The organism is uncultured Shimia sp., from assembly GCF_947493595.1.
In the GTDB taxonomy this organism is placed as follows: Bacteria; Pseudomonadota; Alphaproteobacteria; order Rhodobacterales; family Rhodobacteraceae; genus Shimia.
Genome location: NZ_CANLRL010000003.1, coordinates 492,497 through 515,455, shown reverse-complemented (window position 1 = coordinate 515,455; position 22,959 = coordinate 492,497). Strand labels below are relative to the sequence as shown.

The window sequence follows — 22,959 nt, the reverse complement described above, 5'->3', positions numbered from 1 at the left end:
CCTCACTCACCTTCCTCCGTATCCAGGAGTTCCATATTCAGGCCGAGGCCACGGACTTCTTTCACCAGAACGTTGAACGATTCTGGGACGCCCGCTTCAAAGTTGTCCTCGCCCTTGACGATGCTTTCATAGACCTTGGTCCGGCCAGCCACGTCATCCGACTTCACGGTCAGCATTTCCTGCAGCGTGTAGGCGGCGCCGTAAGCTTCCAGAGCCCAGACTTCCATCTCACCAAAGCGCTGACCACCGAACTGTGCCTTACCACCCAGCGGCTGCTGTGTGACCAAGGAGTACGGACCAGTGGAACGCGCGTGGATTTTGTCATCCACCAGGTGGTGCAGTTTCAGCAGGTACTTGATGCCCACGGTTACAGGGCGGGCAAACTGCTCACCTGTACGACCATCAAACAGCTGCGACTGACCGCTTTCGGAGAAGCCTGCACGCACCAGAGCGTTGTTCACGTCGCCTTCTTTGGCGCCGTCAAACACTGGGGTCGCGATTGGCACACCGTTGGTCACGTTACCGGCTGCTTCCAGAAGCTGACCTTCATCCATGCCGGCGATGCCTTCTTCGTAGACATCATCGCCATAGGCTAGGTGCATGGCTTCACGCACAGGGGTCAGATCGCCGGAGCGACGGTATTCCTGCAACGCTTCGTCCACGTTCACACCCAGACCACGTGCGGCCCAACCCATGTGGGTTTCAAGGATCTGACCAACGTTCATACGCGAAGGCACACCCAGTGGGTTCAGACAGAAGTCAACCGGCGTACCGTCTGCGAGGAACGGCATGTCTTCCATAGGCACAACCTTGGAAATAACACCTTTGTTCCCGTGACGACCGGCCATTTTATCACCCGGCTGAAGCTTACGCTTCACGGCGATGAAGACTTTGACCATCTTCATCACACCTGGTGGCAGATCGTCGCCACGACGGACTTTTTCAACCTTGTCCTCAAAACGGTGCTCAAGCGCACGTTTCTGGATCTCGTACTGCTCGTTCAGGGCCTCAACAACCTGCGCATCAGCTTCTTCCGCCAATGCCAGCTGCCACCACTGACCGCGGCTCATGGATGCCAGCAACTCTTCGGTGATCTCAGAGTTGGCTTTCACGCCTTTCGGGCCTTTCACAGCCACTTTGCCAAGCACCATGCCTTTGAGACGGGCGTAGATGTTGCGGTCCAGGATCGCCAATTCGTCGTCGCGGTCACGCGCCAGACGTTCGATCTCTTCACGCTCGATCTGCAGCGCACGTTCGTCTTTTTCCACACCGTGGCGGTTAAAGACACGCACTTCCACAACCGTACCAAAGTCACCCGGCTTCACACGCAGCGAGGTGTCACGCACGTCAGAGGCTTTCTCACCAAAGATGGCGCGCAGAAGCTTTTCTTCCGGCGTCATTGGGCTTTCGCCTTTTGGTGTGATCTTACCGACCAGAATGTCGCCCGGCTCCACGTCCGCACCGATGTACACGATGCCCGCCTCGTCGAGGTTGCGCAGCGCTTCTTCACCGACGTTTGGAATGTCGCGGGTGATTTCCTCTGGACCAAGCTTGGTGTCACGTGCGGCAACTTCGAATTCTTCGATGTGAACCGAAGTAAACACGTCGTCACGCGCGATGCGCTCGGAGATCAGGATGGAGTCTTCGTAGTTGTAGCCGTTCCAAGGCATAAACGCGACAACCACGTTTTTACCCAGAGCCAATTCACCAATATCGGTGGATGGACCGTCAGCAATCACTTCGCCTTTTCCAACCGTGTCGCCAACTTTCACCAACGGACGCTGGTTGATGCAGGTGTTCTGGTTGGAACGCTGGAATTTACGCAGTCGATAGATGTCCACACCCGCGTCGCCCAACTCCAGATCGGAGGTGGCGCGGATCACGATACGCTGTGCATCCACTTGGTCGATGATACCTGCGCGTTTGGCCTGAATGGCCGCGCCGGAGTCGATCGCCACTTTTTCTTCGATACCAGTACCAACCAGTGGTGCTTCCGCACGCAGCAGTGGCACCGCCTGACGTTGCATGTTCGAGCCCATCAAGGCCCGGTTCGCATCGTCGTTTTCAAGGAACGGGATCAGGGAGGCCGCAACAGACACCAGCTGTTTCGGGCTCACGTCGATCAGATCGACGTTTTCCGAAGCCGCAAGCGTGTATTCGCCGGACTGACGTGTGTTCACGAACTCATTGGTGAACTTGCCGTTTTCGTCGAGCGAGGCGTTGGCCTGCGCCACAGTGTGACGCTGCTCTTCGGTTGCGGACATGTAGTTCACCTCATCGGTGACCACGCCATTCTCAACCTTGCGATACGGTGTTTCAATGAAGCCGTATTTGTTCACGCGGGCAAAAGTTGCCAGCGAGTTGATCAGACCAATGTTTGGACCTTCCGGCGTTTCAATCGGGCACATGCGACCGTAGTGGGTCGCGTGCACGTCGCGCACCTCAAAGCCCGCACGTTCACGGGTCAGACCGCCTGGCCCAAGTGCCGACAGACGACGCTTGTGCGTCACTTCAGACAGCGGGTTGGTTTGGTCCATGAACTGCGACAGCTGCGAGGAGCCGAAGAATTCACGTACCGCAGCAGCCGCTGGCTTCGCGTTGATCAGATCCTGCGGCATGACAGTGTCGATCTCAACAGAGCTCATACGCTCTTTGATCGCACGTTCCATGCGCAGCAGACCCACGCGGTACTGGTTTTCCATCAGTTCGCCAACGGAGCGCACACGACGGTTGCCGAGGTGGTCGATGTCGTCGATGTCGCCTTTGCCGTCACGCAGCTCAACCAGCGCTTTGATGCAGGACACGATGTCTTCTTTACGCAGGGTGCGCAGAGTGTCCGGCGCATCCAGAGCCAAACGCATGTTCATCTTCACGCGGCCAACCGCGGAAAGGTCGTAGCGCTCGCTGTCAAAGAACAGTGTGTCAAACAGCGCGGAAGCGGCGTCAACAGTGGGCGGCTCGCCCGGACGCATCACACGGTAGATGTCCATAAGCGCGGTGTCGCGGCTCATGTTTTTGTCTGCCGCCATGGTGTTGCGCATGTACGGACCAACATTGACGTTGTCGATGTCCAGAACCGGAATGTCGGTGAAACCGGCATCCACGAGGTCCTTTACGGTGCCACCAATCAGGTCGCCGTCCTTGTCGTATTCCAGCGTCAGCTCGTCACCGGCTTCCACATAGATCGCACCGGTTTCCTCGTTGATGAGGTCTTCGGCAACAAATTTGCCAACGATGTGCTCAAATGGCACCAGCAGATCGGTGATCTTGCCTTCGTCGATGATCTTCTTGACCGCACGCGGTGTGACTTTCTTGCCAGCTTCGGCAATCACTTCACCGGTGGCGGCGTCGATCAGATCCTGTGTTGGACGGGTGCCGCGCACGCGCTCTGGGAAGAACTTGGTGACCCAACCTTTGCTCTTGTCCAGCTTGAAGTTCACGGTGTCGTAGTAGGCATTCATGATGCCTTCCTGGTCCAGACCCAGCGCATACAGCAGGGTGGTCACAGGCAGTTTACGACGGCGGTCGATACGGGCGTAAACGATGTCCTTGGCGTCGAACTCGAAGTCCAGCCAGGAGCCGCGGTATGGGATGATGCGGCAAGCAAACAGCAGTTTGCCCGAAGAGTGAGTTTTGCCTTTGTCGTGGTCAAAGAACACACCAGGGGAGCGGTGCATCTGAGACACGATCACGCGCTCGGTGCCGTTCACCACAAAGGTGCCGTTCTGGGTCATCAGAGGCATATCGCCCATGAAGACGTCCTGCTCTTTGATGTCTTTGACCGACTTGGCGCCAGTGTCTTCATCCACATCAAACACGATCAGACGCAATGTGACTTTCAGCGGCGCGCTGTAAGTCATGTCACGCTGCTGACATTCCTCAACGTCGTACTTCGGCTTTTCCAGCTCGTAGTTGACGAATTCCAGCACGGAGGTTTCGTTGAAATCCTTGATCGGGAAGACCGATTGGAACACACCTTTGATACCCTCACCATCGGTGGGGATCTCAAGATCGCCGGATTTCAGGAACAGATCATAAGAAGATTTCTGAACCTCAATCAGGTTCGGCATCTCCAGAACTTCACGGATTTTACCGTAGTATTTACGTAGACGTTTCTGGCCAAGGAAGCTTTGAGCCATGGTCAATGTCACCTTTCGATTCATCATCAACAACATACCGTCGGGCCCCGGCACGTCGCGTCAGTGACGGCGTGGATCAGATCCATTCTCGACCCCGTCCCACCGGGGTCTCTCGATCAAAATCCTGCCTTGGAAAACCTCTTGCTGCGTGCATTGCAGACCCCAAGAGGCTTTCCAAGCCGGGGTTTTTACCTGTATTTCAAGGTTTTGTCTTGTTTGTGTCGTCTTTTGAAAGTGTGGGGTGAGAGCCCCAGATCAGCGCCGCCTTATCCAATAAATCCGCAAAGGACAAAAGCGGCCCCGAATCGCTCGAAACCGCAAGAGTTTACCGAATATTGAATCAAGCGTGTCTTTGCAACCCCTTGGGGCTTGACAATCGCCAAATCAGCCAAGGCTTCCTTCTGAAGCCTCTGCCTTGGCCGGGCACAGTTCTATTTGCGCCGCCGAGGAATTTTCACAATACTCCACAACAAAACAACCAACAACAAGAGACTGACATTTCAGATGACCGTTATCATTGCCGGCGGAGGTATTGCCGGATTAACCATGGGCCTCACCCTGCATGAGATTGGCGTTCCTTTTCACATCCTTGAAAGCGTAAATGACCCAAAACCCTTGGGGGTGGGCATCAACCTTCAGCCGCCCTGTGTGCGCGAATTGTTTGCGCTCGGCTTGGAGGAAATGCTGGAAGAGGTGGGGGTAAAGACCCGCGACTATGGCTTTTACACCAAGACCGGCGTCGAGATCTGGACCGAGCCGCGCGGGGGCCATGCGGGATACAACTGGCCACAGTATTCGGTGCATCGTGGCGAATTACAGATGGGCCTGCTCAAAGCGCTGCTGGCGCGTTGCGGAGAGGATAGCGTCACCTTCGGCTGCCGCGTGACTCAATACACCAACACCGACAAAGGTGTGGCCGTCATCTACCAGCAAGGCGAAACCATCAAGTCCCTGTCCGGCACGATGCTTGTAGCGGCGGACGGTGTGCATTCCGCCATCCGCGCGCAGATGTATCCGGACGAAGGCGCCCCGGTCTGGGGAGGCGCGATCATGTGGCGTGGCACAACCACTGCCCCTGCTTTCCTAAGCGGCACCTCCATGATCCTTGCAGGCCACGACACGCAGCGGTTTGTCACCTACCCGATTTCCGCCCCCAATCCAGAAACCGGCGCGACGTTGATCAATTGGATTGCCGAAGCCAAGGTCGACCCCAACGACCATATTCAAAAAGGCGACTGGAACCGCAAAGTCGACGCGTCTCGCTTTGCTGCTGACTTTGCAGATTGGGATTTTGGCTGGATCGACATTCCTGAGCTGATTGCCAACGCCAATGAGGTGTTTGAATACCCGATGGTGGATCGCGAACCTGTTGACAGCTGGACCGACGGTGCCGCCACATTGATTGGCGACGCGGCGCATGCCACCTACCCCGTGGGCTCCAGCGGTGCGAGCCAGGCCATTATTGACGCTCGCCTGCTAGGCGCAGCCATCAAGGCTCATGGTGTGGGCCACACGGCCGCCAAGATTTACGAAGACCAAGTGCGCCCGATGGCCAATGCCATCACACTGGCCAACCGCGGCAATGGTGGCCCGGATGCCATCATGCAAATGGCCGAAGACCGCTGTGCCGGTGACTTTGATCGCCTGGACGAGGTGCTGCCCATGCAAGAGCGTCGCGATCACGCCGACAGCTTTAAGAAACTTGCGCGCATTCGGGTTGAGGACACCAACACTCAAGCGCCGATTATCGCCTGAAACAAAATGGGCGTCCTCATAAGGACGCCCCCCTCAGCAAACGCCCACTGCCCCCTAGACCTGCAGCCCTCTTTTCGGGCAGGCTGAATACAGTTCGTTTATGCGTCACAGTTGGGAGTTTGCACTTTGTTTTTGACCTCGTCGCTGCGTGCCATTGGTCTGGCCACCTTAATCTGCACCAGCTTTGCCGCGCCAACTTGGGCGTCCAAGACCTCCCAAGACACTCCAAAATGGCTGCAAAAACACGTGGGCACAGGCGTGGGCAAAATTGCCCCCGTAGTTCTGGACCGCGCCCGTGCACTTTATCTGGAGAACCGTCGCAGCGGCACGGTCAAAAACCCCTGCTACTTTGCCATGGATGCCACCCGCCCCAGCACAGGCGACAACGGCAACGCCCTGCCCCGCTTTTATGTGATTTGTGAGAAATCAAAGACTTTCAAGGCGGTCTCCTCCGGCTACGGCAACGGCCGCAAACTGGCAAAAGCCAATTTTTCCAATGGCCGGCAATGCGCCCGCAACTTCAGCAACGCCGAAGGCTCCAAGCTCACCGCAGGCGGGGCCTATGTCACCGCCGAGTCCCGCACATCGTTTAAGGGCTACTACCAAAGCGGCTCTGGCAAAAAACCCTTCCTGCGCACCTTCTTGCTGTTTGAGGGCGAAGGCGAAACCAGCAACGCCCGTGAACGTGCCATCGGCGGCCACCGCGCCATGTTCCTACGCTGGCAATGCCGCATGGAACGACCTCAGAGCACCCATGCAGATGCGGACGGCTTTGTGCCCTTTGGCAAACTGGTGGATTATACTTCCGGCCGCAGCAATGGCTGCACAACCTGGTCCAAACCCGCCACCGACGAGATCCTGAAGATTGCCGACGGCAAGCCAACAACGCTCTACATCTACCCGTCATCCAAAGACATCAACGCCGTGGCCAAAGCAATCCAACGCGGAAAGTCACCGCAACAAGCAGGCCACTACTGGCACGCAGCCTGCCTCAAAACCATTGGCATCCCGAAGTTTTGGCCCAAGCAGACTTTGCAGCCAATCATCAACGAATGGCGAGACTCTCTGCCAAAACAGCCGCCGCTGGAGTTGCCGCTTTGTAAATAGGCCGGCGCCCAAACAAAAACAGGCGCCCCCGAAGGGACGCCTGCAATAACTCGGTGAAATACCGAATTACTTAACTTCGACTTCCGCGCCAGCTGCTTCCAGCTTGCCCTTAACGTCTTCGGCTTCGTCCTTGGACACGCCTTCTTTGATCTTGCCGCCAGCTTCAACCAGAGTCTTGGCTTCTTTCAGGCCCAGACCGGTGATGCCGCGAACTTCTTTGATCACGTTGATTTTGGATGCGCCGGCGTTAACCAGAACAACGTCAAATTCAGATTTTTCTTCTTCAGCTGCGCCACCGGCGTCGCCGCCGCCTGCCATTACAACTGCCCCGCCAGCGGCAGGCTCGATGCCATACTCGTCTTTGAGGATGGTTTTCAGTTCTTGTGCTTCCAGCAGGGTCAGACCCACGATGCTTTCTGCGAGTGCTTTCAGATCAGCCATTTTAGACTCTTTCCGTTCTTAGGTATGTGTTCCAACGTTGTGACAATGTCACGACGCGGCTCTCAATAAGTTGCTTACGCAGCCTCTGCCTTTTCCTCGACGGTAGACAGGATGGATGCGATGTTCGAAGCAGGTGCGCCAATGGCGCCGGCGATGTTGGAAGCAGGTGCGCCGAGCATGCTTGCGATCTGAGCAATAAGCTCATCGCGCGAAGGCATTTTCGACACTGCTGTAACACCAGCACGGTCCAGAGCGTTCTCGCCCATTGCACCACCAAGGATCTCGAATTTTGCGTGATCTTTGGCGAAGTCTTCGGCCACTTTGGCAGCTGCCACAGGGTCCTCAGAATAGGTCAGAACGGTCATACCCGACAGAAGGCCACCGATGCTTTCGCATGGTTTGCCGTCCAGGGCGATCTTGGCGAGCCTGTTCTTGGCGACACGAACAGCACCACCCGCATCACGAGCACGTGCGCGAAGGTCCTGCATGTCAGCAACCGTGAGACCCGCGTAGTGGGCAACCACTACAACGCCAGAGCTTTCAAAGATCTGGCCGAGCTCGTCGACCAACTTCTCTTTTTGTGCTCTATCCACAGTTTTACTCCAAAATTGGGGATTGCTCCCCGGCTCAGTTTTGCGCACCACAAAAGCGGCACGCGTTTAGGTCCATACATTGGGTTGGGAACCAAGATCGCCGAAGGCTCGTGAGCCTTCTAAGAATTCTTGTCTCTTACCCCATCTCAGAAAGGAATTATTCAGGCGAGCCCGAACCCTTCGTCTTGGACAGGCCACTCCAAGAAAGAATCGACGGGCGACTCCGTTTTGGAATGGGCAGGGGCCGTGTACCGTCCACACGACCACTTTGCAAGCACTGAAATCCGCAGCCCTCAACGAAGCGGTTCCCTTCTCGGCACCGACCGCTAGAGTGTGGCAAATTCCTCTGGGTACTTTTCACAAAGGCTTTCACATGACGTCTGACTGCATTCTTTCCAACGCCCACCTCAGCCTATCCGTCGCTGAAATGGGCGCCGAAATGCAATACCTGCGCACACACTCCGGTGTGGATCTGTTGTGGAACGGTGACCCGGCCTTTTGGACGGGCCGCGCGCCTGTTCTCTTCCCCATCGTTGGGCGCGCTGTGGGCGACAGGATTGCCGTCGGCGAACACAGTACTGACATGGCGCAACATGGCATTGCGCGGCGACGCGTCTTTACGTTGGAAGAGCAAAGCCAGACGCAGTGCCGCCACGTGTTGCGCGCCGATCCTGAAACGCGCGCGCAGTACCCTTTCGACTTCGCATTGCACCTCACACATGCCTTGTCGGACGCAACCTTGACCGTCACCGCACGTGTTGAGAACCACTCTGAAACCGAGATGCCGTTTGGCTTTGGCTTTCACCCGGCCTTCCACTGGCCCCTGCCCGGTGCGGAGACACAGCGCCATGTAGTCCAACTGAAGACCACCAACAATCCAGCCCGACAGCCGCTTCATCCAGACGGGCTTCTGGAGCCCACACGGGTGGAGGGCCCGTTTATCAACGGGACGCTGGACATTGAAGAAGCGCTGTTCAAGGACGGCGCCCTGGTGTTCCCAAACGGCTCCGACGCACTGCGTTACGGCCCGGAGAATGGCCCGGGATTGGCTTTCACCTTCCACAACCTGCCCGATCTGGCGCTTTGGAAGCCGGTGGACGCGCCATTTTTATGTGTTGAGCCATGGCATGGAACGGCGTCGCTAGTCGGGGATGGACCGCAGATTGCGCAGCGCCCCAACAGCGTCACGCTCCCGGCTGGAGAAGCCGTTGAATTTGGCTTCAGTGTCACGGTAGAGCTCTAAGCGGCTCACCGCGCCTCACAAGCAGCACGACCGCACAGAAAAAACGCCACCTGACGGTGGCGTTTTTTTATCCATAGATTGCCTTGGCTTCACGGAACGACAGCAAGCGTCGGGTCTTTTCATCCCATAGGTGCAGCCGCGCACTGGCCAGACTTTCCCGAATGGTCAGTTGGTTGTTGTCCGCAAGCTCGGCATAGTCCCGCAACACATCGGGCAAGCGGTAAAACGGAATACGGCTGTAAAGATGGTGCACATGGTGGATGCCGATGTTCGCGCTGAACCACTGCAATACCGCGGGCAGCCGGTAGTAGGAACTGCCTTTCAACGCGGCCTCATGCAGGTCCCAATTCTGCGCTTCGTCGTACTGGGTGTGCTCAAATTGGTGCTGGACGTAAAACAGCCACACACCGGCCGTGCCCGCAATCAACGTGGTCGGCAGGAAGATCAACAAAAGCGGCGCCAAGCCGCCGAAATAGTAGATGCCCGCCAATACCACAACCAAAGCCAGATTGGTTGTCATGGCGCTGACCCAATATTTGCGGCTGTCCATCAGGCCCAGAGGCAGTCGGTTTTGTAGGAAGAACAAATAGAAGGGGCCAAGGCCAAACATGGTCAGCGGATGGCGCACCATGCGGTATTGCAAACGCCGCAGGGGATGCGCCGCCTGATACTCCGCCACAGTCATGGTGTAGACGTCGCCAATGCCACGCTTTTCCAGATTGCCAGCGGCGCTGTGGTGGATCGAATGGGTGCGGCGCCAGACGTCATACGGCGTCAGGGTGATCACTCCGAGGACCCGGCCCAGCCAATCGCTGACTTCACGGCTTTTAAAAAACGCACCATGGCCACAGTCATGCTGGATGGTGAACAGGCGGACCAGAAACAGCGCGTTCACAATCGAAATGCCAAGTGTCAGCCACAGGCTGATGGACATGCTCCACCACGCCAGCGCCCAAAGTGCCACAAACGGCACCACGGTCACCAACAATTCCAGGACACTGCGTGCCTCGTTAGGCTCCCGGTATTGCGCGAGGACTTTGACCCATTCACGCGCGGAGCGCTCAACAGGCTGATCGGATTGCGGAACGGAGTGGATTACCATTTGCCTGCCAATGTTTTGTTCGTTGCGCAGTGGATAGACGAAAGCACGCGGCTGGCAATTGGTTTTTGATCACATTCATGCCGCTGCGTCAGTTTTTCGCGTGATTTTTGCCATTTCCGGTGAAATTGGATGCCGCCGGAGGAAAACTCGTCCGGCGGCACCTGGTGCAGAGGTTGGGGCGCGACACCCGCATGCCAACAAGCGCGCGCCCGAAACTGAGGCATTAGAAGTCCTGCCACAGCTCCATATCAACCGCCGCATTTCCGTCTACGGCCATTGGGACCGCCTGACGCGCAGGCTTTGGGGCTGGCTTTGGCGCCGCCGCTTCGACCTTCGGCGCTGGCGCGGTTTTGGGCGCGCTTGGCGCCGGGGGCGCAACCGGAGCCTCGGAAATCACCGACGCGTCGGTTTTGAAGCTCGACACCATCCCCATCAACTCGGACGCGTCTTTGGCCAGCATCTGTCCGGCCGCGGTGGACTCTTCCACCATGGCGGCATTGGCCTGCGTCACCTGATCCAGCTGCACAACGCTTGCGTTGATCTCTGCCAGACCTGCGGATTGATCCGTCGCGCTGCGCGCAATCTCGGAGACCAAATGCGAGATGTTGTTGACGCGATCTGCTATGCTGGTCAACGCTTCACCAGCTTTGCCCACCAGGTCCACACCACTTTCAACTTGCTGCGCGCTGTCGCTGATCAAAGCTTTGATCTCACTGGCTGCATCCGACGACTTGAGCGCAAGTGCCCGCACCTCAGAGGCCACCACCGCAAAGCCGCGGCCTGCATCCCCGGCCCGGGCCGCTTCCACCCCAGCGTTCAACGCCAAGAGATTGGTCTGGAAGGCAATGTCGTCAATCACACCGATGATCTGAGAAATATGGCGCGAGCCTTCCTCAATTTCCGTCATCGCCGTCACCGCATCGCGCACAACTTCGCCGCTGATTTCGGCCTCGCTGCGCGCCTCTGCAACAACCTCTTCCACGTTGCGCGTGCCCTCAGCCGCTGTTTGCACGTTGTTGGTCATCTCTTTCAAGGCCGCAGCGGTCTCTTCCAGCGTCGCTGCCTGGTTTTCTGTCCGTTGCGACAGATCCAAAGACGACTGGCTGATCTCCGCCGCACCGCTCTTGATGCTGTCCGCAGATTCCACCACTTGCGACACCGTGGTGTTAAGCTGATGCACGGTTTTGTTGAAGTCCAATCGCAACGAGTCATGTTCTTCAGCAAACGGCTCATCAATGGTCTGCGCAAAGTCACCCTGCGACAGCTGACCAAGACCGGCGCTCAGCTTCTTCACAACAATTTCCTGCTCTTGCGCGGCAATCGCGCGCTGTACTTCGGCATCTTTGGCTTTCTTCAGATCACCGCGCATCGCGACAAGCGTCTTGCCAAGCTCACCAATCTCGTCATCTCGCTCTGCGGTGGTCACGTCGGTGTTAAAGTCTCCACCAGAGATTTGCTCCATGTCGCCGCAGATGTCGTTCAACGGACGGGTGATTGTGCGGGCGAACATCCAGCCCAGAACCGAGAGCGCCGCGGTCATAAGCACACTTACGGCGATCAGAATACGCGCCTGCGCCCAAACCGGCCCCATTGTCTCGCTGACGTCCTGCTCGGCAATAATCGCCCAGTTGGCATATTCCAGCTCAAGCGGTTTCGCGTAAGAGACCACCTGCTGGCCGTGCAAACCCGTATCAATCTCATAAACGCTGTGCCCGGCAAGCGCCTCTTCGATGTGGTGCGTCATCGGCAATTGATCGAGCACTGCAAAGTCATCTTCAAAGCGCGAGGTCGTGCGCGCAAGCCCATCTTCACCCACAATGAAAATCTGGGTTGTTTCACCAAGACCAAGGCTGCTGTTGGCAATCTCACCCATCATTTCGACAGGGATCTGCAAAGCAACAACTCCCAAGAGCGCATTGTCAGCACCGTGGACCGGGGAGGCAATAAACGCAGCTGCGGCGCCGTTGCTTGGCGCATATGGCGTCATGTCATCAAAGTGAATGCTCCGCTCAGCGCCTTTCAACGCCGATTTGAACACATCGGCCAGACCGCTGCCTTTGTAGGCACCGGACACCAGGTTGGTGGCGTAGTCCATTTCCTTGAACACCGAATAGACGATGTCACCTGCCGGGTTGATTAGGAAAGCGTCATAATAGCCCTTAGTCTCGATCAACGTGCGCAGACCCGGGTGATACAACGCATGATCCGCGTGATAGGCCGCATCCCCACGCGCCCGATCCAACAGATGTTTTGAGCCAACCGCATTTGGGTTGCTGTCGATATAAGCCTTCGTCAAATCGGATTGCGCGGCTCCCCCCAACGCTCCCCAAGATTCTTCGAAGTCCACCAAGGCATTTGCCGTCGCCGGCGACACAGACAAAGACTCCAGATCCGCCTCGACACCTTTCAACATTTGCCGCACCGCAAACCGTCGGTCTGCGATGGTTGAGAACATCTGGTTCTCAACGGCCGAAAAGGCATATTTTTGCAGAGCAAAAAGGCTGGCTGAGATCAGTCCAGCCGCGAGCAGTATGCTAAAACCGACAATGAAAATCGGCAGCTTCCTGGAAAGCGGAATAGAGTTGAGGCGTGGCATTAGTGGTCCTATTGGCTGTCCTAACGTATGGTCAACGCCTGCGCCAAAGGATTTAACAAACCCCGAAGAAGTCCAATAAGCCACGGATTTTGCTACAAAACACATCCTGAAGGTGAGTGCCAAAATCCCGCAACTCTCCCTAGAATTTTTTAATATGGCGAATTAATTCGCATATCGCATTGATGCTTCATGAGGCGCTTTGATTACCAAGTAGGCAGTTTTAGAACGCGAATCGTAAACCTGTGAACCAAAAAAGGGCGCCCCGCAGGGACGCCCTCAAATCTCTGAAGATCGTGAGATCTTACTGTGCAGACGCGCTGTCTACGTTGATGGTCACACCTGGGCCCATTGTGGAGCTCAGAGCGATCTTCTTCACGTAGGCACCTTTGGCGCCAGCAGGTTTGGCTTTCAGAACCGCGTCCATGAAGGCGCGCACGTTCTCAACCAGTTTGCCTTCGTCGAAAGAGGCTTTGCCAACACCAGCGTGAACCACACCGGCTTTTTCGACTTTAAACTGAACTTCGCCACCTTTGGCTGCTTCTACGGCTGCTTTCACATCCATAGTTACAGTGCCAACTTTCGGGTTTGGCATCAGGTTGCGTGGGCCAAGAACTTTACCCAGACGACCAACAACCGGCATCATGTCAGGAGTCGCGATGCAGCGATCAAAGTCGATGGTGCCGCCCTGAACGGTTTCCATCAGATCTTCTGCGCCAACGATGTCCGCGCCAGCTGCCTGAGCTTCTTCGGCTTTTGGACCACGGGCAAAGACTGCCACGCGTACGTTTTTGCCGGTGCCGTTTGGCAGACCAACAACGCCGCGAACCATTTGGTCAGCGTGACGTGGGTCAACACCCAGAACAACAGCGATCTCGACGGTTTCGTCAAACTTCGCGCCAGCGTTGCCCTTTACCAGTGCAACAGCTTCTTCAACGGTCAGGTTGGATTTGCCAGCGAACGCTTCGCGCGCTGCGGCAGTACGTTTACCAAGCTTAGCCATTACTTCACCTCGATGCCCATGGAGCGCGCGGAACCAAGGATAATCTGCATTGCAGCCTCGATATCGTTTGCGTTCAGGTCTTTCATTTTTGCTTCGGCGATTTCTTTCACCTGAGCAGCGGTGACGGAGCCCACAACTTCACGACCAGGCAAGTTTGCACCGGACTTCAGTTTGGCAGCCTTCTTCAGGTAGTAAGACGCAGGTGGCGTCTTGATGTCCATGGTGAAGGACTTATCCTGATAGTAGGTGATCACGGTTGGGCACGGCGCACCGGCTTCCAGTTCCTGTGTCTTGGCGTTGAACGCCTTACAGAATTCCATGATGTTGATGCCGCGCTGACCCAGCGCAGGACCCACGGGTGGGGATGGGTTGGCTTGACCTGCAGGAACCTGCAGCTTCATTGTACCAGCAAGCTTCTTAGCCATTTGGTGTTCCTTTCAACGTGAGCGAAACGCGTTCCGCCCGGTTTGTGTTGCGTGGTCCGATCGGGCATCGCGATGCCAAAACCTCCCACGAGAGAATCTCGCCCGAAGACGATAGAGGGCGTTTATGCTTGTTTAGAAGGGTTGGCAAGGGGCTGCATCAACCTACCTGAAAACACTTCCGCACCTTTTCATCATCACTCGCAAAGGTCTCAAACCCCATTGTGTCATAATAGGCCAGCGCGTCCGGGCTCTTGGCGCCAATTGTCGCCTCAATCTTCTGTAAGCCAGCGTTTCTTGCGGCGGCCTGTGTGGTGGCAAACAGCTTGCGCCCCACCCCGCGCCGTGCGGCTTTTGGATTTACATGGGTGCCAATGATCCCCCACGCTGGCTCCACACCATAAGGATTGCCCTCCGTGGCGCGCAGCAAAATCTGAATGCCCAAGAGCGCGCCATCTGTATCTTCAGCCACAGAACAGGCAATATTGTCTGCGTGACCAATATAGACATCGCGCACAAATTCCTCATCCGCTGGCAGCCGCCGTTTTCCCAACGCCACCAAGGCGTTCAGAAAGGCGCTCACCTCTGCCGCGTCCTCACGCTTTGCCTGCCGGATAATCATTTGCACCTTCCCCCTCACGGCTACTTCGGTTAGCACCATCCATTCTCAACCAGAAGATGCAAGAGCCGATACAAACATAAAAGCCCCCGCAGTCACCTGCGAGGACTTCTAAAGATCTCGTCCGCTTAGGCCGCCTTGTCCGTCCGGCTCCAAGCAAACTGCTGGAACGCCGGATCCACGGCTGTCTGCGCTACATGGTTGGTGTAGTTGCTCAGCACTTTCTGGGACAGACCCAGAATAATCTCCAACACCTGCTGCGAGCCATAGCCTGCCGCATAGAACGCCTCAAACGCCGCTGGCGTCGCGTTGCCACGCCCACGCGTTAGCGCCAGTGTAAAGGTCCGCAGCGCTTCCAGCTTTGGGTCGGCCAAAGGTGTCTCGTCACGCAGCGCGTCGATCACATCCTGAGCAATGCCCATCGAGTGCGCGATGCCGGTGTGGGCTGGCACACAGTAGTGGCATTCATGCTCCACATTGATCGACTGCCACACAACCGTCAGCTCGGTGTTGTCAAAGCTGGTGCTGACAAACGCCTCATGGGTGCGCAAGTATGTCTCCAGCAATTGCGGCGCGTCGGCCATCACCTGATAGAGCCCCGGCAGGAAACCATAGGCTTTTTCTGAGGCAATCAAACGCTCCTTAGCAGCTTCTGGTGCGGTCTCTGCGGTGTGGCGGGGGAAATTGGTCATCGTCGTGTCCTTTGTAAAATCATCAACGTGATTGTCATATGGGCAACTTGAGTGATCACTCAAGTATCATTTTGATCGATCACTCAACTGTGACCTTGGCTTTATCGATGTGCGCAGTTACATAGAGACCTATGAATGTGAGCCACGACAAAGAAGCGGCGCTTGATCAGGCGCTGGACCTGTTCTGGACCAAGGGCTACGCCTCCACGTCGCTTAAGGACCTGGAGCGTGCCACCGGCATGCATCCCGGCTCGCTTTACGCCGCCTTTGGCAGCAAGGCGAAACTCTACTGCCTGAGCCTTGAGCGCTACGCCAAGCGCTTGAGCATCCTGCGCGCAGAACTACAGGCAAAAGCGGCCTCCCCGCTGGACGGGCTTGCAGACTTCATTGCCAAAGCCCACCCACTATCTGATGCCGATGCCCCGTTGCCTGTGTGTTACCTGGTGAAAGCCACCTTGGAGACCAGCCAAGGCAATCAAGCCATCGAAGGCAAACTCTCAGATCTGCTTACCCAGAACGACGCGACCTTTACTGCTGTCTTTCAACAGGCCGTCGACGCCGGTGACTTACCCGCCAATAGCGACGCCAAAAAAATGGCCCGCCAACTGAGCGCCGATCTCGCGGGCTTGTGCTTCTACGCACTGCGCGAAGAGGATTCTAACGTCATCAAAGAGATGGTCACGGATCTGGCAAACCGCATCCGGCACCCCCACTAGCAGATCCCCAAAAGAAAACGCCGCCCCAAAAGGACGGCGTTCCTTAAACTCAATGCGATGCAGCAGATTTACATCTGCTTGGTCACCTGCGTGAACTCCAGCTCGACTGGGGTTTCGCGACCAAAGATCGACACGGTCACCTTCAAACGCTGGTTCTCGTCGTCGACTTCCTCGACCATACCGTCGAAATCTTCGAACGGACCTTCGTTGACTTTGACTTTCTCGCCAATCTCGAAGCTGATCAGCAGCTTTGGCGTTGCCGCCTCGCCTTCTTCAACGCGGCCCAGGATGCCCTGAACTTCCGCGTCACGCATCGGCATCGGACGGCCCTGCGGGCCCAAGAAGCCGGTGACGCGGTTGATCGAGTTGATCAGGTGATAGCCGTGGTCGCTCATTTCCATGTGCACCAGCACGTAGCCCGGCATAAAGCGGCGCTCGGAGGTCACTTTTTTGCCGCGACGTACTTCGATCACTTCTTCGGTTGGCACCAGCACTTCATCAATCTGATCCTCAAGCCCCTGCTCTTCGACCGATGTGCGAATTGTCTCGGCGACCTTCTTTTCGAAGTTCGAAAGGACGCTAACCGAATACCACCGTTTCGCCATGTGTTCGTTTTCCCGTCATTGTCGGCGTCGCGCCGGAGTGTCGTTTATCTTCGCAGTCTACAATCAGACTGTCAGAAACAAAAAATCGGCGTGCAACTCGAATCGCCACACGCCACGTATCTTCAAAAGCTGTGCTAGCGCCGTTGCCCCTTGATTTCAAGAGACAACCGCTGCCTGCAGCTTAGCCAAACAGCGCCAGAATGCCCTGCAAGCCGGAGCGGATCAGAATATCCACCAGCGAGAAGAACGCAGCTGTCAGCGCCGCCAGGATGAACACCATCACGGTTGTCAGCACAACCTCGCGACGGGTCGGCCAGACCACTTTGGATACTTCCGCGCGGACCTGCTGAATGAATGTGATCGGATTGGTTTTCGCCATGACGCTTCTTCTCTGCCTTGATCAGAGGTCGACATACTTGGGCCTTGCGCCAAATTCAAGGGCCAAGACCAAAGCAATCACAACTGACTTGAAAGCACTCAGGATTTGATGCGATCCAATCGGGCTGCAAACCCCGGATCAATGGGACCATCAAACGCAGGATCTGCGGTGGTTGGACGATACAAAACTGGATGCCAGCGCTGCGGGAGGATCCGTTGCATCACGCGACCTAGAGAAGGATCAGCCCAGACAAAGCGTTTCAGCATGAAAAGCACAATGCGTGCCATGCGATCCTGACCGATCAACGCTCCAACCAGCAACAAAGACGAGACAATCATCAAGGCCAGCATCGGAATAAACCAGGGTTGCCAGGCCACAACGCCAGCCAAAAAGACCACAGCCACCAATCGCGGTGACATCAGGAAACGCCGCAGGCTGCGGCCTGCGCTGCCCTCGGTGACCTCAATCGTGCGCCAGGACCGCTCGATCTCAAACGGTTCTTCCTCAGGTGCGGCCAAATCCGGAAAGGGCGAGGGCGCCTGTGGCTCTACAACAGGATCATGGCAGTGGATTTCAGGCTGCGTTGTGTCGCGATTCTTATCACGCTTGCCACGCCGCCCAGCAAACAGCACCGTCTCTTCGAGCGGCTTAGGCTGCGGCACCGGATCAGATTCGGCCAGCAAGGCCCGGATGGTGTCCAGTGTCGCATCGGTGAAAGGTTCACCCGGTTCTATGATGTCTTGGCCGTATTGCGGCGGCTTAAGCCGCTCCGGCGCAGTGGCAGTCTCTTGCATATCTCAACCCGATTTTTTACCCAAACACCCCCATCGCAACGCGCGATGTAACTCAGCAGCCTTGCAGGGCAGCAAGGCATTCCAAAGGTCAAATTATGGAAAAACAATGGCGCCGCAGCGCAGCTAAACCCTATTAGTGTGCAATCCGATCCAGCAGACGACGCATGATGCCAATTTCCCGCCCCCACATGCGCGACAGATGGTGCAGTGCGGCGTAAACCGCATCCCGCGCCCGCTCTGGGCCGAGCAACACCGCTGTCAACAACAGCAAAACCACCATCCAGATCAACAGGCGCATCGTAACCGTGGGCACCACAGCAGCGAGTGTGATCACCACAATCAAAGCCAGCACACGCGGACGTGGCCAACGGTTTTTCACATCGCTCTCCAAAATGGCCTGGCGCACAGCGTCTTCGGACCGCTGATTTTGCATAGGGTCACGTGTCACCTGAGCCGCCAGCGACGCCTCATCGCCCGCTTTGGAATTGGCAGAGAGTTTGGCCATTCGGAGTTTGGCTTCGCGCATCAAACGCCGGTTCTCAACGCGTACATCCGGCGCAACATCCTGTTGGCCGTCCTGATCCGCCTGTGGCCGAACCGGTTCAAAATCTCCAAGGCGTAACTCATGCCTCATAGCCCAATCCTCACTCGTCTTCCGCTGTCGCGGTGCTTGCAGCACACATTTTCCGCAAGTCGTTGGCTTGGTTAATGATTGGTAAATACGGCCAGAGCACGGCTGAGATTGGGGCGAAACTGGGTCCTTTCAGGACAACAATAAGCCGGTCTTTTCGCCCCTATGGATTCTTTTGATCACAAACGACATTGACGCAGGGTCGGGTGGATTGTTGTTCTCTCAAAACAAGTGCTACGCAAGGGCAGCACCATCATGGGAGGCAAAGATGGACAGAGCAGACGTGGTAGATGGCGCCTTTCGCGCGCGCATCGCATCCGGCGAATTTCCGGCAGGCGGCACGCCCAATAGCGCCCTCGCGCCAGAACTGGCCAAACAGATTTTTGACGCCCAATGCCTGAGCCGCAACCTCGACCGCCGCTCGCGCAAGATGCAGTCCGAAGGCAATGGCTATTACACCATCGGCTCTTCCGGACACGAAGGCATGGCCGCCGTCGCCGCCGCCCTGCGCCCGGATGACATGGCGTTTTTGCACTACCGTGATGGGGCGTTCCAAACCATGCGCTCCTCTCAAGTCGAAGGCGTGAATGCGGCGTGGGACATTTTGCTCAGCTTCTGCACCGCCAAAGACGACCCAATGTCCGGTGGGCGCCACAAAGTGCTGGGCTCCAAAGCCCTCAACATCCCACCACAAACCTCCACTATTGCCTCCCACCTACCCAAAGCCGTGGGGGCCGCTTACTCTCTTGGTCTCGGCAAGCGCCGCGCACCAGAGCACAAATGTCTGCCCGATGACGGCATTATCATGTGCTCCTTTGGCGACGCCTCCGCCAACCACTCCACCGCCCAAGGCGCCATCAACACCGCCTGCTGGACCGCTTATCAATCCGCGCCCATGCCGCTCCTATTTGTCTGCGAAGACAACGGCATTGGCATCTCCACCCGCACCCCCGGCGGCTGGATCAAGGCCAGCTATGAGAACCGCCCGGGCTTGAAGTATTTCTGTGCGGACGGGCTCAACATCTACGACGCCTACAAAGTCGCCCAAGAGGCGGCGCATTATGTCCGCACGCAGCGCAAACCGGCCTTCCTGCATATCTCTGTCGTGCGCCTCTATGGGCACGCCGGCTCAGACATGCAGCAAGCCTACCTGCCCAAAGCCACATTCGAAGCCTGGGAAGCCGATGACCCACTGCTGCATTCGGTGCGCCTGCTCGATCAGGCTGGCGTGATGACGCCGGATCAGGCACTGACCCTCTATCAAGACCGCGAGGATCACTGCGCCAAACTGGCAGCGAAAGCCGTTAAGAAACCGCGCTTGAAAACTGCCAAAGAGGTCATGGCCTCGCTGATCCCCCCTTCCCGTCCTTGCGCAGCAACCAACGGGCCCAGCGAAGAGGCCCGCGCCAAAGCCTTTGGGTCTGACCTCAAACAGATGGACAACCCGCAACCCATGTCGCGCCTGCTCAACTGGGCGCTCACCGATCTGATGCTGGAACACGGCGAGATCGTGATGATGGGCGAAGACATTGGCACCAAGGGCGGCGTCTACGGTGTCACGCAAAAACTCAAGGACCGCTTTGGCGCTGACCGGATGATCGACACGCTGCTGGATGAGCAATCCATTCTGGGGCTGGCGATTGGCATGGCGCACAACGGTTTTGTCCCCATGCCAGAAATCCAGTTCCTGGCCTATCTGCACAACGCCGAAGACCAACTGCGCGGCGAAGCCGCCACCCTGCCCTTCTTCTCCAACGGCCAGTTCACCAACCCGATGGTGCTGCGCATTGCCGGCTTGGGCTACCAAAAGGGCTTTGGCGGACACTTCCACAATGACAACTCACTGGCTGTGCTGCGCGACATCCCCGGCGTGATCATCGCCTGTCCGTCCCGCGGTGACGATGCTGCCAAAATGATGCGCGAATGTGTGCGTCTCGCCCGCGAAGAACAACGGGTGGTGGCTATGGTGGAACCGATTGCGCTCTACCCGATGCGTGACCTGCTGGATGACAAAGACAGCGGCTGGATGGCCACCTACCCGTCGCCGGATCGATCCATCGCGCTTGGCGAAGTTGGCCGAGACGGCGATGGCCCGCTGGCGATCCTGACCTACGGCAACGGCCGCTACCTCAGCACACAGGCCGCCGCGGATCTGAAGGCGCAGGGCATCGACACCCGCGTGATCGACATGCGCTGGCTGGCCCCTCTGCCAACCGATGGTATTCTTGCCGCCCTGAAAGGCGCCGAAAAAGTCCTGATCGTGGATGAATGCCGCACCACCGGCAGCCAGTCCGAGGCCCTCATGGCGCTGCTGCACGAACAGACGGACCTGCCCCACGCGCGTATTGCAGCGCATGACAGCTTCATCGCCACCGGTCCGGCCTACGCCGCCACCATGCCGTCACGCGACAGCATTGCCGAGTCGGCAAAAGCGCTTTGGTCACAGAGCTAACCCCACAAACGAAAAAGCCCCCGCAGTCAAAAACTGCGGGGGCTTCTTTGTGTCAGACTAACAAGCTTAGTTCAGCTTGAAGTACTTGAACTTGGCGGTGTCATCCGGTGCCACGATGGTGTCAACCTTGGAGGCCATGCCCCAGTTCAGCACCTGGTGGTGGATCGGGATGTACAGCTGCTCATCCTGAACAACGGTCCAGATCTCGTTGATCATGCCGTTACGCTTCTCCAGATCGGTTTCACCGGCCAGCGCTTCGATCTTCGCATCCAGGTCGGCATCGCCAAAGCGGGTTGCGTTCCAGGAACCATACTTCTCACCTTTGGTGTGGGCGAGGAAGTTGAAGATGTACTCGGAGTCATAGGTCGGAACACCCCAACCCAGCATGTAGAAATCTGTTTCCAGATTGCTCAGCAGTGGGAAGTGCTGCGCCTTAGGCTTGGCATCCAGGTTCACCTTCACGCCAATTTTTGCCAGCATGCCCACGGCCGCCTGACAGATCTTCTCGTCGTTGATGTAACGATCGTTCGGGCAGTTCAGCGTGATGCCAAAGCCATCCGCAAAACCCGCTTCCGCCATCAGGCCTTTGGCCTTTTCGATGTCGGTCATGGAAGAGCTGTCCATCGCCTCGTTCCAGCCGTTCACAAACGGAGGAGAGATCATGCCCGCAGGTGCGGACTGGCCACGCATCACCACTTTCTGGATCGCGTCACGGTCAATCGCCATGGACATCGCTTTACGCACACGTACGTCAGACATCGGGTTGATGCCGTCCACGTCGTCGTTGGCAATGTCTTCCGCTGCCTGGTTCATACCAAAGAAGATCACGCGGTTCTGAGGCGCGGTGCGCACGTCCAGACCATCGGTGCCGCTCACACGGCCAAGGTCTTGCACAGGCACGTCCTGAATGAAGTCCACTTCACCCGACAGCAGCGCCGCAACACGGGTCGCCGCGTTCTGGATCGGTGTGTAGATCACTTCAGTGACTTGCATTGGGAACTCATCTTTGCCCCAATAGCCATCATACGCAGACAGCACAGTTTTCACGTCCGGCTCACGGCTGACCAGCTTGTAAGGGCCGGTGCCGTTGGCGTTTTTGGCGGCAAAGGTGTTCTCGCCACCTTCATAATCCTGCACTTTGACCGCGTTGTTGGCCTCTGCCCAATCCTTGTCCATGATGAACATGTTGGTCAGGTTGTTGGCCATGATCGGGTTTGGACCGTTGGTCTCAATCTCGATCTCAAACTCACCGGTGGCGCGCACTTCTTTCACGGATGCCAGAAGCTCTTTGTAGTCGGAGTCTTCGGTCATCGCACGGTCAAGCGAGAACTTCACATCCTCTGAGTTGAACGCAGCACCATCGTGGAAGGTCACACCTTCACGCAGCTTGAACACCCAAACATTTGGGTTGTCTGCGGACGGGCCCCATTCGGTGGCCAGCGCCGGCACCATGGCACCGGTCATGTCCCGCATCACCAGCGGCTCCATGATCTGGTGCGCAAGCGCGGAGGTTGGTCCCTCGTTCTGTGCGTGCGGATCCAGCGTTAGCGCATCACCTGCGCGGGCCCAACGGACGGTTTCGGCTTGTGCCAGCATTGGCATCGCTGCAATCGCGGCGGTGGCCAGCATCATTGTTTTGAACTTCATCAATTTCACTCCCCTGATAAAGTTGG

Annotated in this window: 19 protein-coding genes; 5 read left to right on the top strand and 14 right to left on the bottom strand. The window is 57.0% G+C overall.

The genetic code is table 11. From position 1 onward, the window contains the following. Nucleotides 1-2: 2 nt before the first annotated feature. Nucleotides 3-4,139, bottom strand: coding sequence for a DNA-directed RNA polymerase subunit beta (gene rpoB / locus Q0955_RS11390; protein ID WP_299424345.1), 4,137 nt, complete (start codon nucleotides 4,137-4,139; stop codon nucleotides 3-5). A 504-nt stretch (nucleotides 4,140-4,643) separates the two neighbouring features. On the opposite strand from rpoB, the gene Q0955_RS11385 reads away from it, so the two are divergent. Together Q0955_RS11385 and Q0955_RS11380 are read left to right on the top strand one after the other, a co-directional pair. Further along, nucleotides 4,644-5,894 (top strand): flavin-dependent oxidoreductase, encoded by a 1,251-nt coding sequence (locus Q0955_RS11385; protein ID WP_299424343.1) that lies wholly within the window; start codon nucleotides 4,644-4,646, stop codon nucleotides 5,892-5,894. A gap of 126 nt (nucleotides 5,895-6,020) precedes the next feature. Beyond that, on the top strand, nucleotides 6,021-7,001 hold the full coding sequence (locus tag Q0955_RS11380; RefSeq protein ID WP_299424341.1) for a hypothetical protein: 981 nt from the start codon (nucleotides 6,021-6,023) through the stop codon (nucleotides 6,999-7,001). Nucleotides 7,002-7,067: 66 nt separating this feature from the next. Here the strand turns inward: Q0955_RS11380 and rplL are convergent, their stop codons facing one another. Continuing rightward, complete coding sequence (gene rplL, locus Q0955_RS11375) at nucleotides 7,068-7,442, bottom strand: 50S ribosomal protein L7/L12 (RefSeq protein WP_299424340.1); 375 nt, start codon at nucleotides 7,440-7,442, stop codon at nucleotides 7,068-7,070. A gap of 74 nt (nucleotides 7,443-7,516) precedes the next feature. After that, on the bottom strand, nucleotides 7,517-8,035 hold the full coding sequence (gene rplJ, locus Q0955_RS11370) for a 50S ribosomal protein L10 (protein WP_299424339.1): 519 nt from the start codon (nucleotides 8,033-8,035) through the stop codon (nucleotides 7,517-7,519). A 373-nt stretch (nucleotides 8,036-8,408) separates the two neighbouring features. On the opposite strand from rplJ, the gene Q0955_RS11365 reads away from it, so the two are divergent. After that, a complete protein-coding gene (locus tag Q0955_RS11365) occupies nucleotides 8,409-9,278 on the top strand; it encodes an aldose 1-epimerase family protein (protein ID WP_299424337.1) in 870 nt (289 codons plus the stop codon). A 67-nt stretch (nucleotides 9,279-9,345) separates the two neighbouring features. Here Q0955_RS11365 and Q0955_RS11360 read toward each other — a convergent pair whose 3' ends face one another. The 6 genes from Q0955_RS11360 to Q0955_RS11335 all read right to left on the bottom strand — a co-directional run bounded on the left by Q0955_RS11360 (nucleotide 9,346) and on the right by Q0955_RS11335 (nucleotide 15,709). Then, nucleotides 9,346-10,380 (bottom strand): fatty acid desaturase, encoded by a 1,035-nt coding sequence (locus Q0955_RS11360; protein WP_299424335.1) that lies wholly within the window; start codon nucleotides 10,378-10,380, stop codon nucleotides 9,346-9,348. A 223-nt stretch (nucleotides 10,381-10,603) separates the two neighbouring features. Beyond that, entirely contained in the window at nucleotides 10,604-12,976 is a 2,373-nt protein-coding gene (locus Q0955_RS11355; RefSeq protein ID WP_299424334.1) for a methyl-accepting chemotaxis protein, read from the bottom strand. A gap of 301 nt (nucleotides 12,977-13,277) precedes the next feature. After that, nucleotides 13,278-13,976 (bottom strand): 50S ribosomal protein L1, encoded by a 699-nt coding sequence (gene rplA / locus Q0955_RS11350; RefSeq protein WP_299424332.1) that lies wholly within the window; start codon nucleotides 13,974-13,976, stop codon nucleotides 13,278-13,280. Further along, nucleotides 13,976-14,401 (bottom strand): 50S ribosomal protein L11, encoded by a 426-nt coding sequence (rplK, locus tag Q0955_RS11345; RefSeq protein ID WP_164644674.1) that lies wholly within the window; start codon nucleotides 14,399-14,401, stop codon nucleotides 13,976-13,978. Before rplK ends, rplA begins: the two co-directional genes overlap by 1 nt. 157 nt (nucleotides 14,402-14,558) lie before the next feature. Then, the gene (locus Q0955_RS11340; protein WP_299424330.1) at nucleotides 14,559-15,020 is read right to left on the bottom strand and encodes a GNAT family N-acetyltransferase; all 462 of its coding nucleotides are present in this window, start codon (nucleotides 15,018-15,020) and stop codon (nucleotides 14,559-14,561) included. Between the two features lie 125 nt (nucleotides 15,021-15,145). Continuing rightward, nucleotides 15,146-15,709 carry a carboxymuconolactone decarboxylase family protein gene (locus Q0955_RS11335; protein ID WP_299424328.1) on the bottom strand — a complete coding sequence of 188 codons (564 nt, stop codon included), beginning with the start codon at nucleotides 15,707-15,709 and terminating at the stop codon, nucleotides 15,146-15,148. Nucleotides 15,710-15,846: 137 nt separating this feature from the next. Here Q0955_RS11335 and Q0955_RS11330 point away from each other — a divergent pair, with 137 nt between their 5' ends. Beyond that, nucleotides 15,847-16,425, top strand: a complete 579-nt coding sequence (locus Q0955_RS11330; RefSeq protein WP_299424326.1) for a TetR/AcrR family transcriptional regulator — start codon at nucleotides 15,847-15,849, stop codon at nucleotides 16,423-16,425. A 68-nt stretch (nucleotides 16,426-16,493) separates the two neighbouring features. Here the strand turns inward: Q0955_RS11330 and nusG are convergent, their stop codons facing one another. The 4 genes from nusG to Q0955_RS11310 all read right to left on the bottom strand — a co-directional run bounded on the left by nusG (nucleotide 16,494) and on the right by Q0955_RS11310 (nucleotide 18,837). Then, on the bottom strand, nucleotides 16,494-17,030 hold the full coding sequence (nusG, locus tag Q0955_RS11325; RefSeq protein ID WP_164644669.1) for a transcription termination/antitermination protein NusG: 537 nt from the start codon (nucleotides 17,028-17,030) through the stop codon (nucleotides 16,494-16,496). A gap of 181 nt (nucleotides 17,031-17,211) precedes the next feature. Further along, entirely contained in the window at nucleotides 17,212-17,409 is a 198-nt protein-coding gene (gene secE, locus Q0955_RS11320; protein WP_299424323.1) for a preprotein translocase subunit SecE, read from the bottom strand. A 98-nt stretch (nucleotides 17,410-17,507) separates the two neighbouring features. Continuing rightward, a complete protein-coding gene (locus Q0955_RS11315; protein WP_299424321.1) occupies nucleotides 17,508-18,203 on the bottom strand; it encodes a hypothetical protein in 696 nt (231 codons plus the stop codon). Nucleotides 18,204-18,336: 133 nt separating this feature from the next. Next, nucleotides 18,337-18,837: a hypothetical protein gene (locus Q0955_RS11310; RefSeq protein WP_299424319.1), complete on the bottom strand. Its 501-nt coding sequence runs from the start codon at nucleotides 18,835-18,837 to the stop codon at nucleotides 18,337-18,339. 265 nt (nucleotides 18,838-19,102) lie between these two features. On the opposite strand from Q0955_RS11310, the gene Q0955_RS11305 reads away from it, so the two are divergent. Then, on the top strand, nucleotides 19,103-21,286 hold the full coding sequence (locus Q0955_RS11305) for a thiamine pyrophosphate-dependent enzyme (RefSeq protein WP_299424318.1): 2,184 nt from the start codon (nucleotides 19,103-19,105) through the stop codon (nucleotides 21,284-21,286). A gap of 66 nt (nucleotides 21,287-21,352) precedes the next feature. Here Q0955_RS11305 and Q0955_RS11300 read toward each other — a convergent pair whose 3' ends face one another. Continuing rightward, nucleotides 21,353-22,933, bottom strand: a complete 1,581-nt coding sequence (locus Q0955_RS11300) for an ABC transporter substrate-binding protein (RefSeq protein ID WP_299424316.1) — start codon at nucleotides 22,931-22,933, stop codon at nucleotides 21,353-21,355. Nucleotides 22,934-22,959 lie beyond the last annotated feature (26 nt).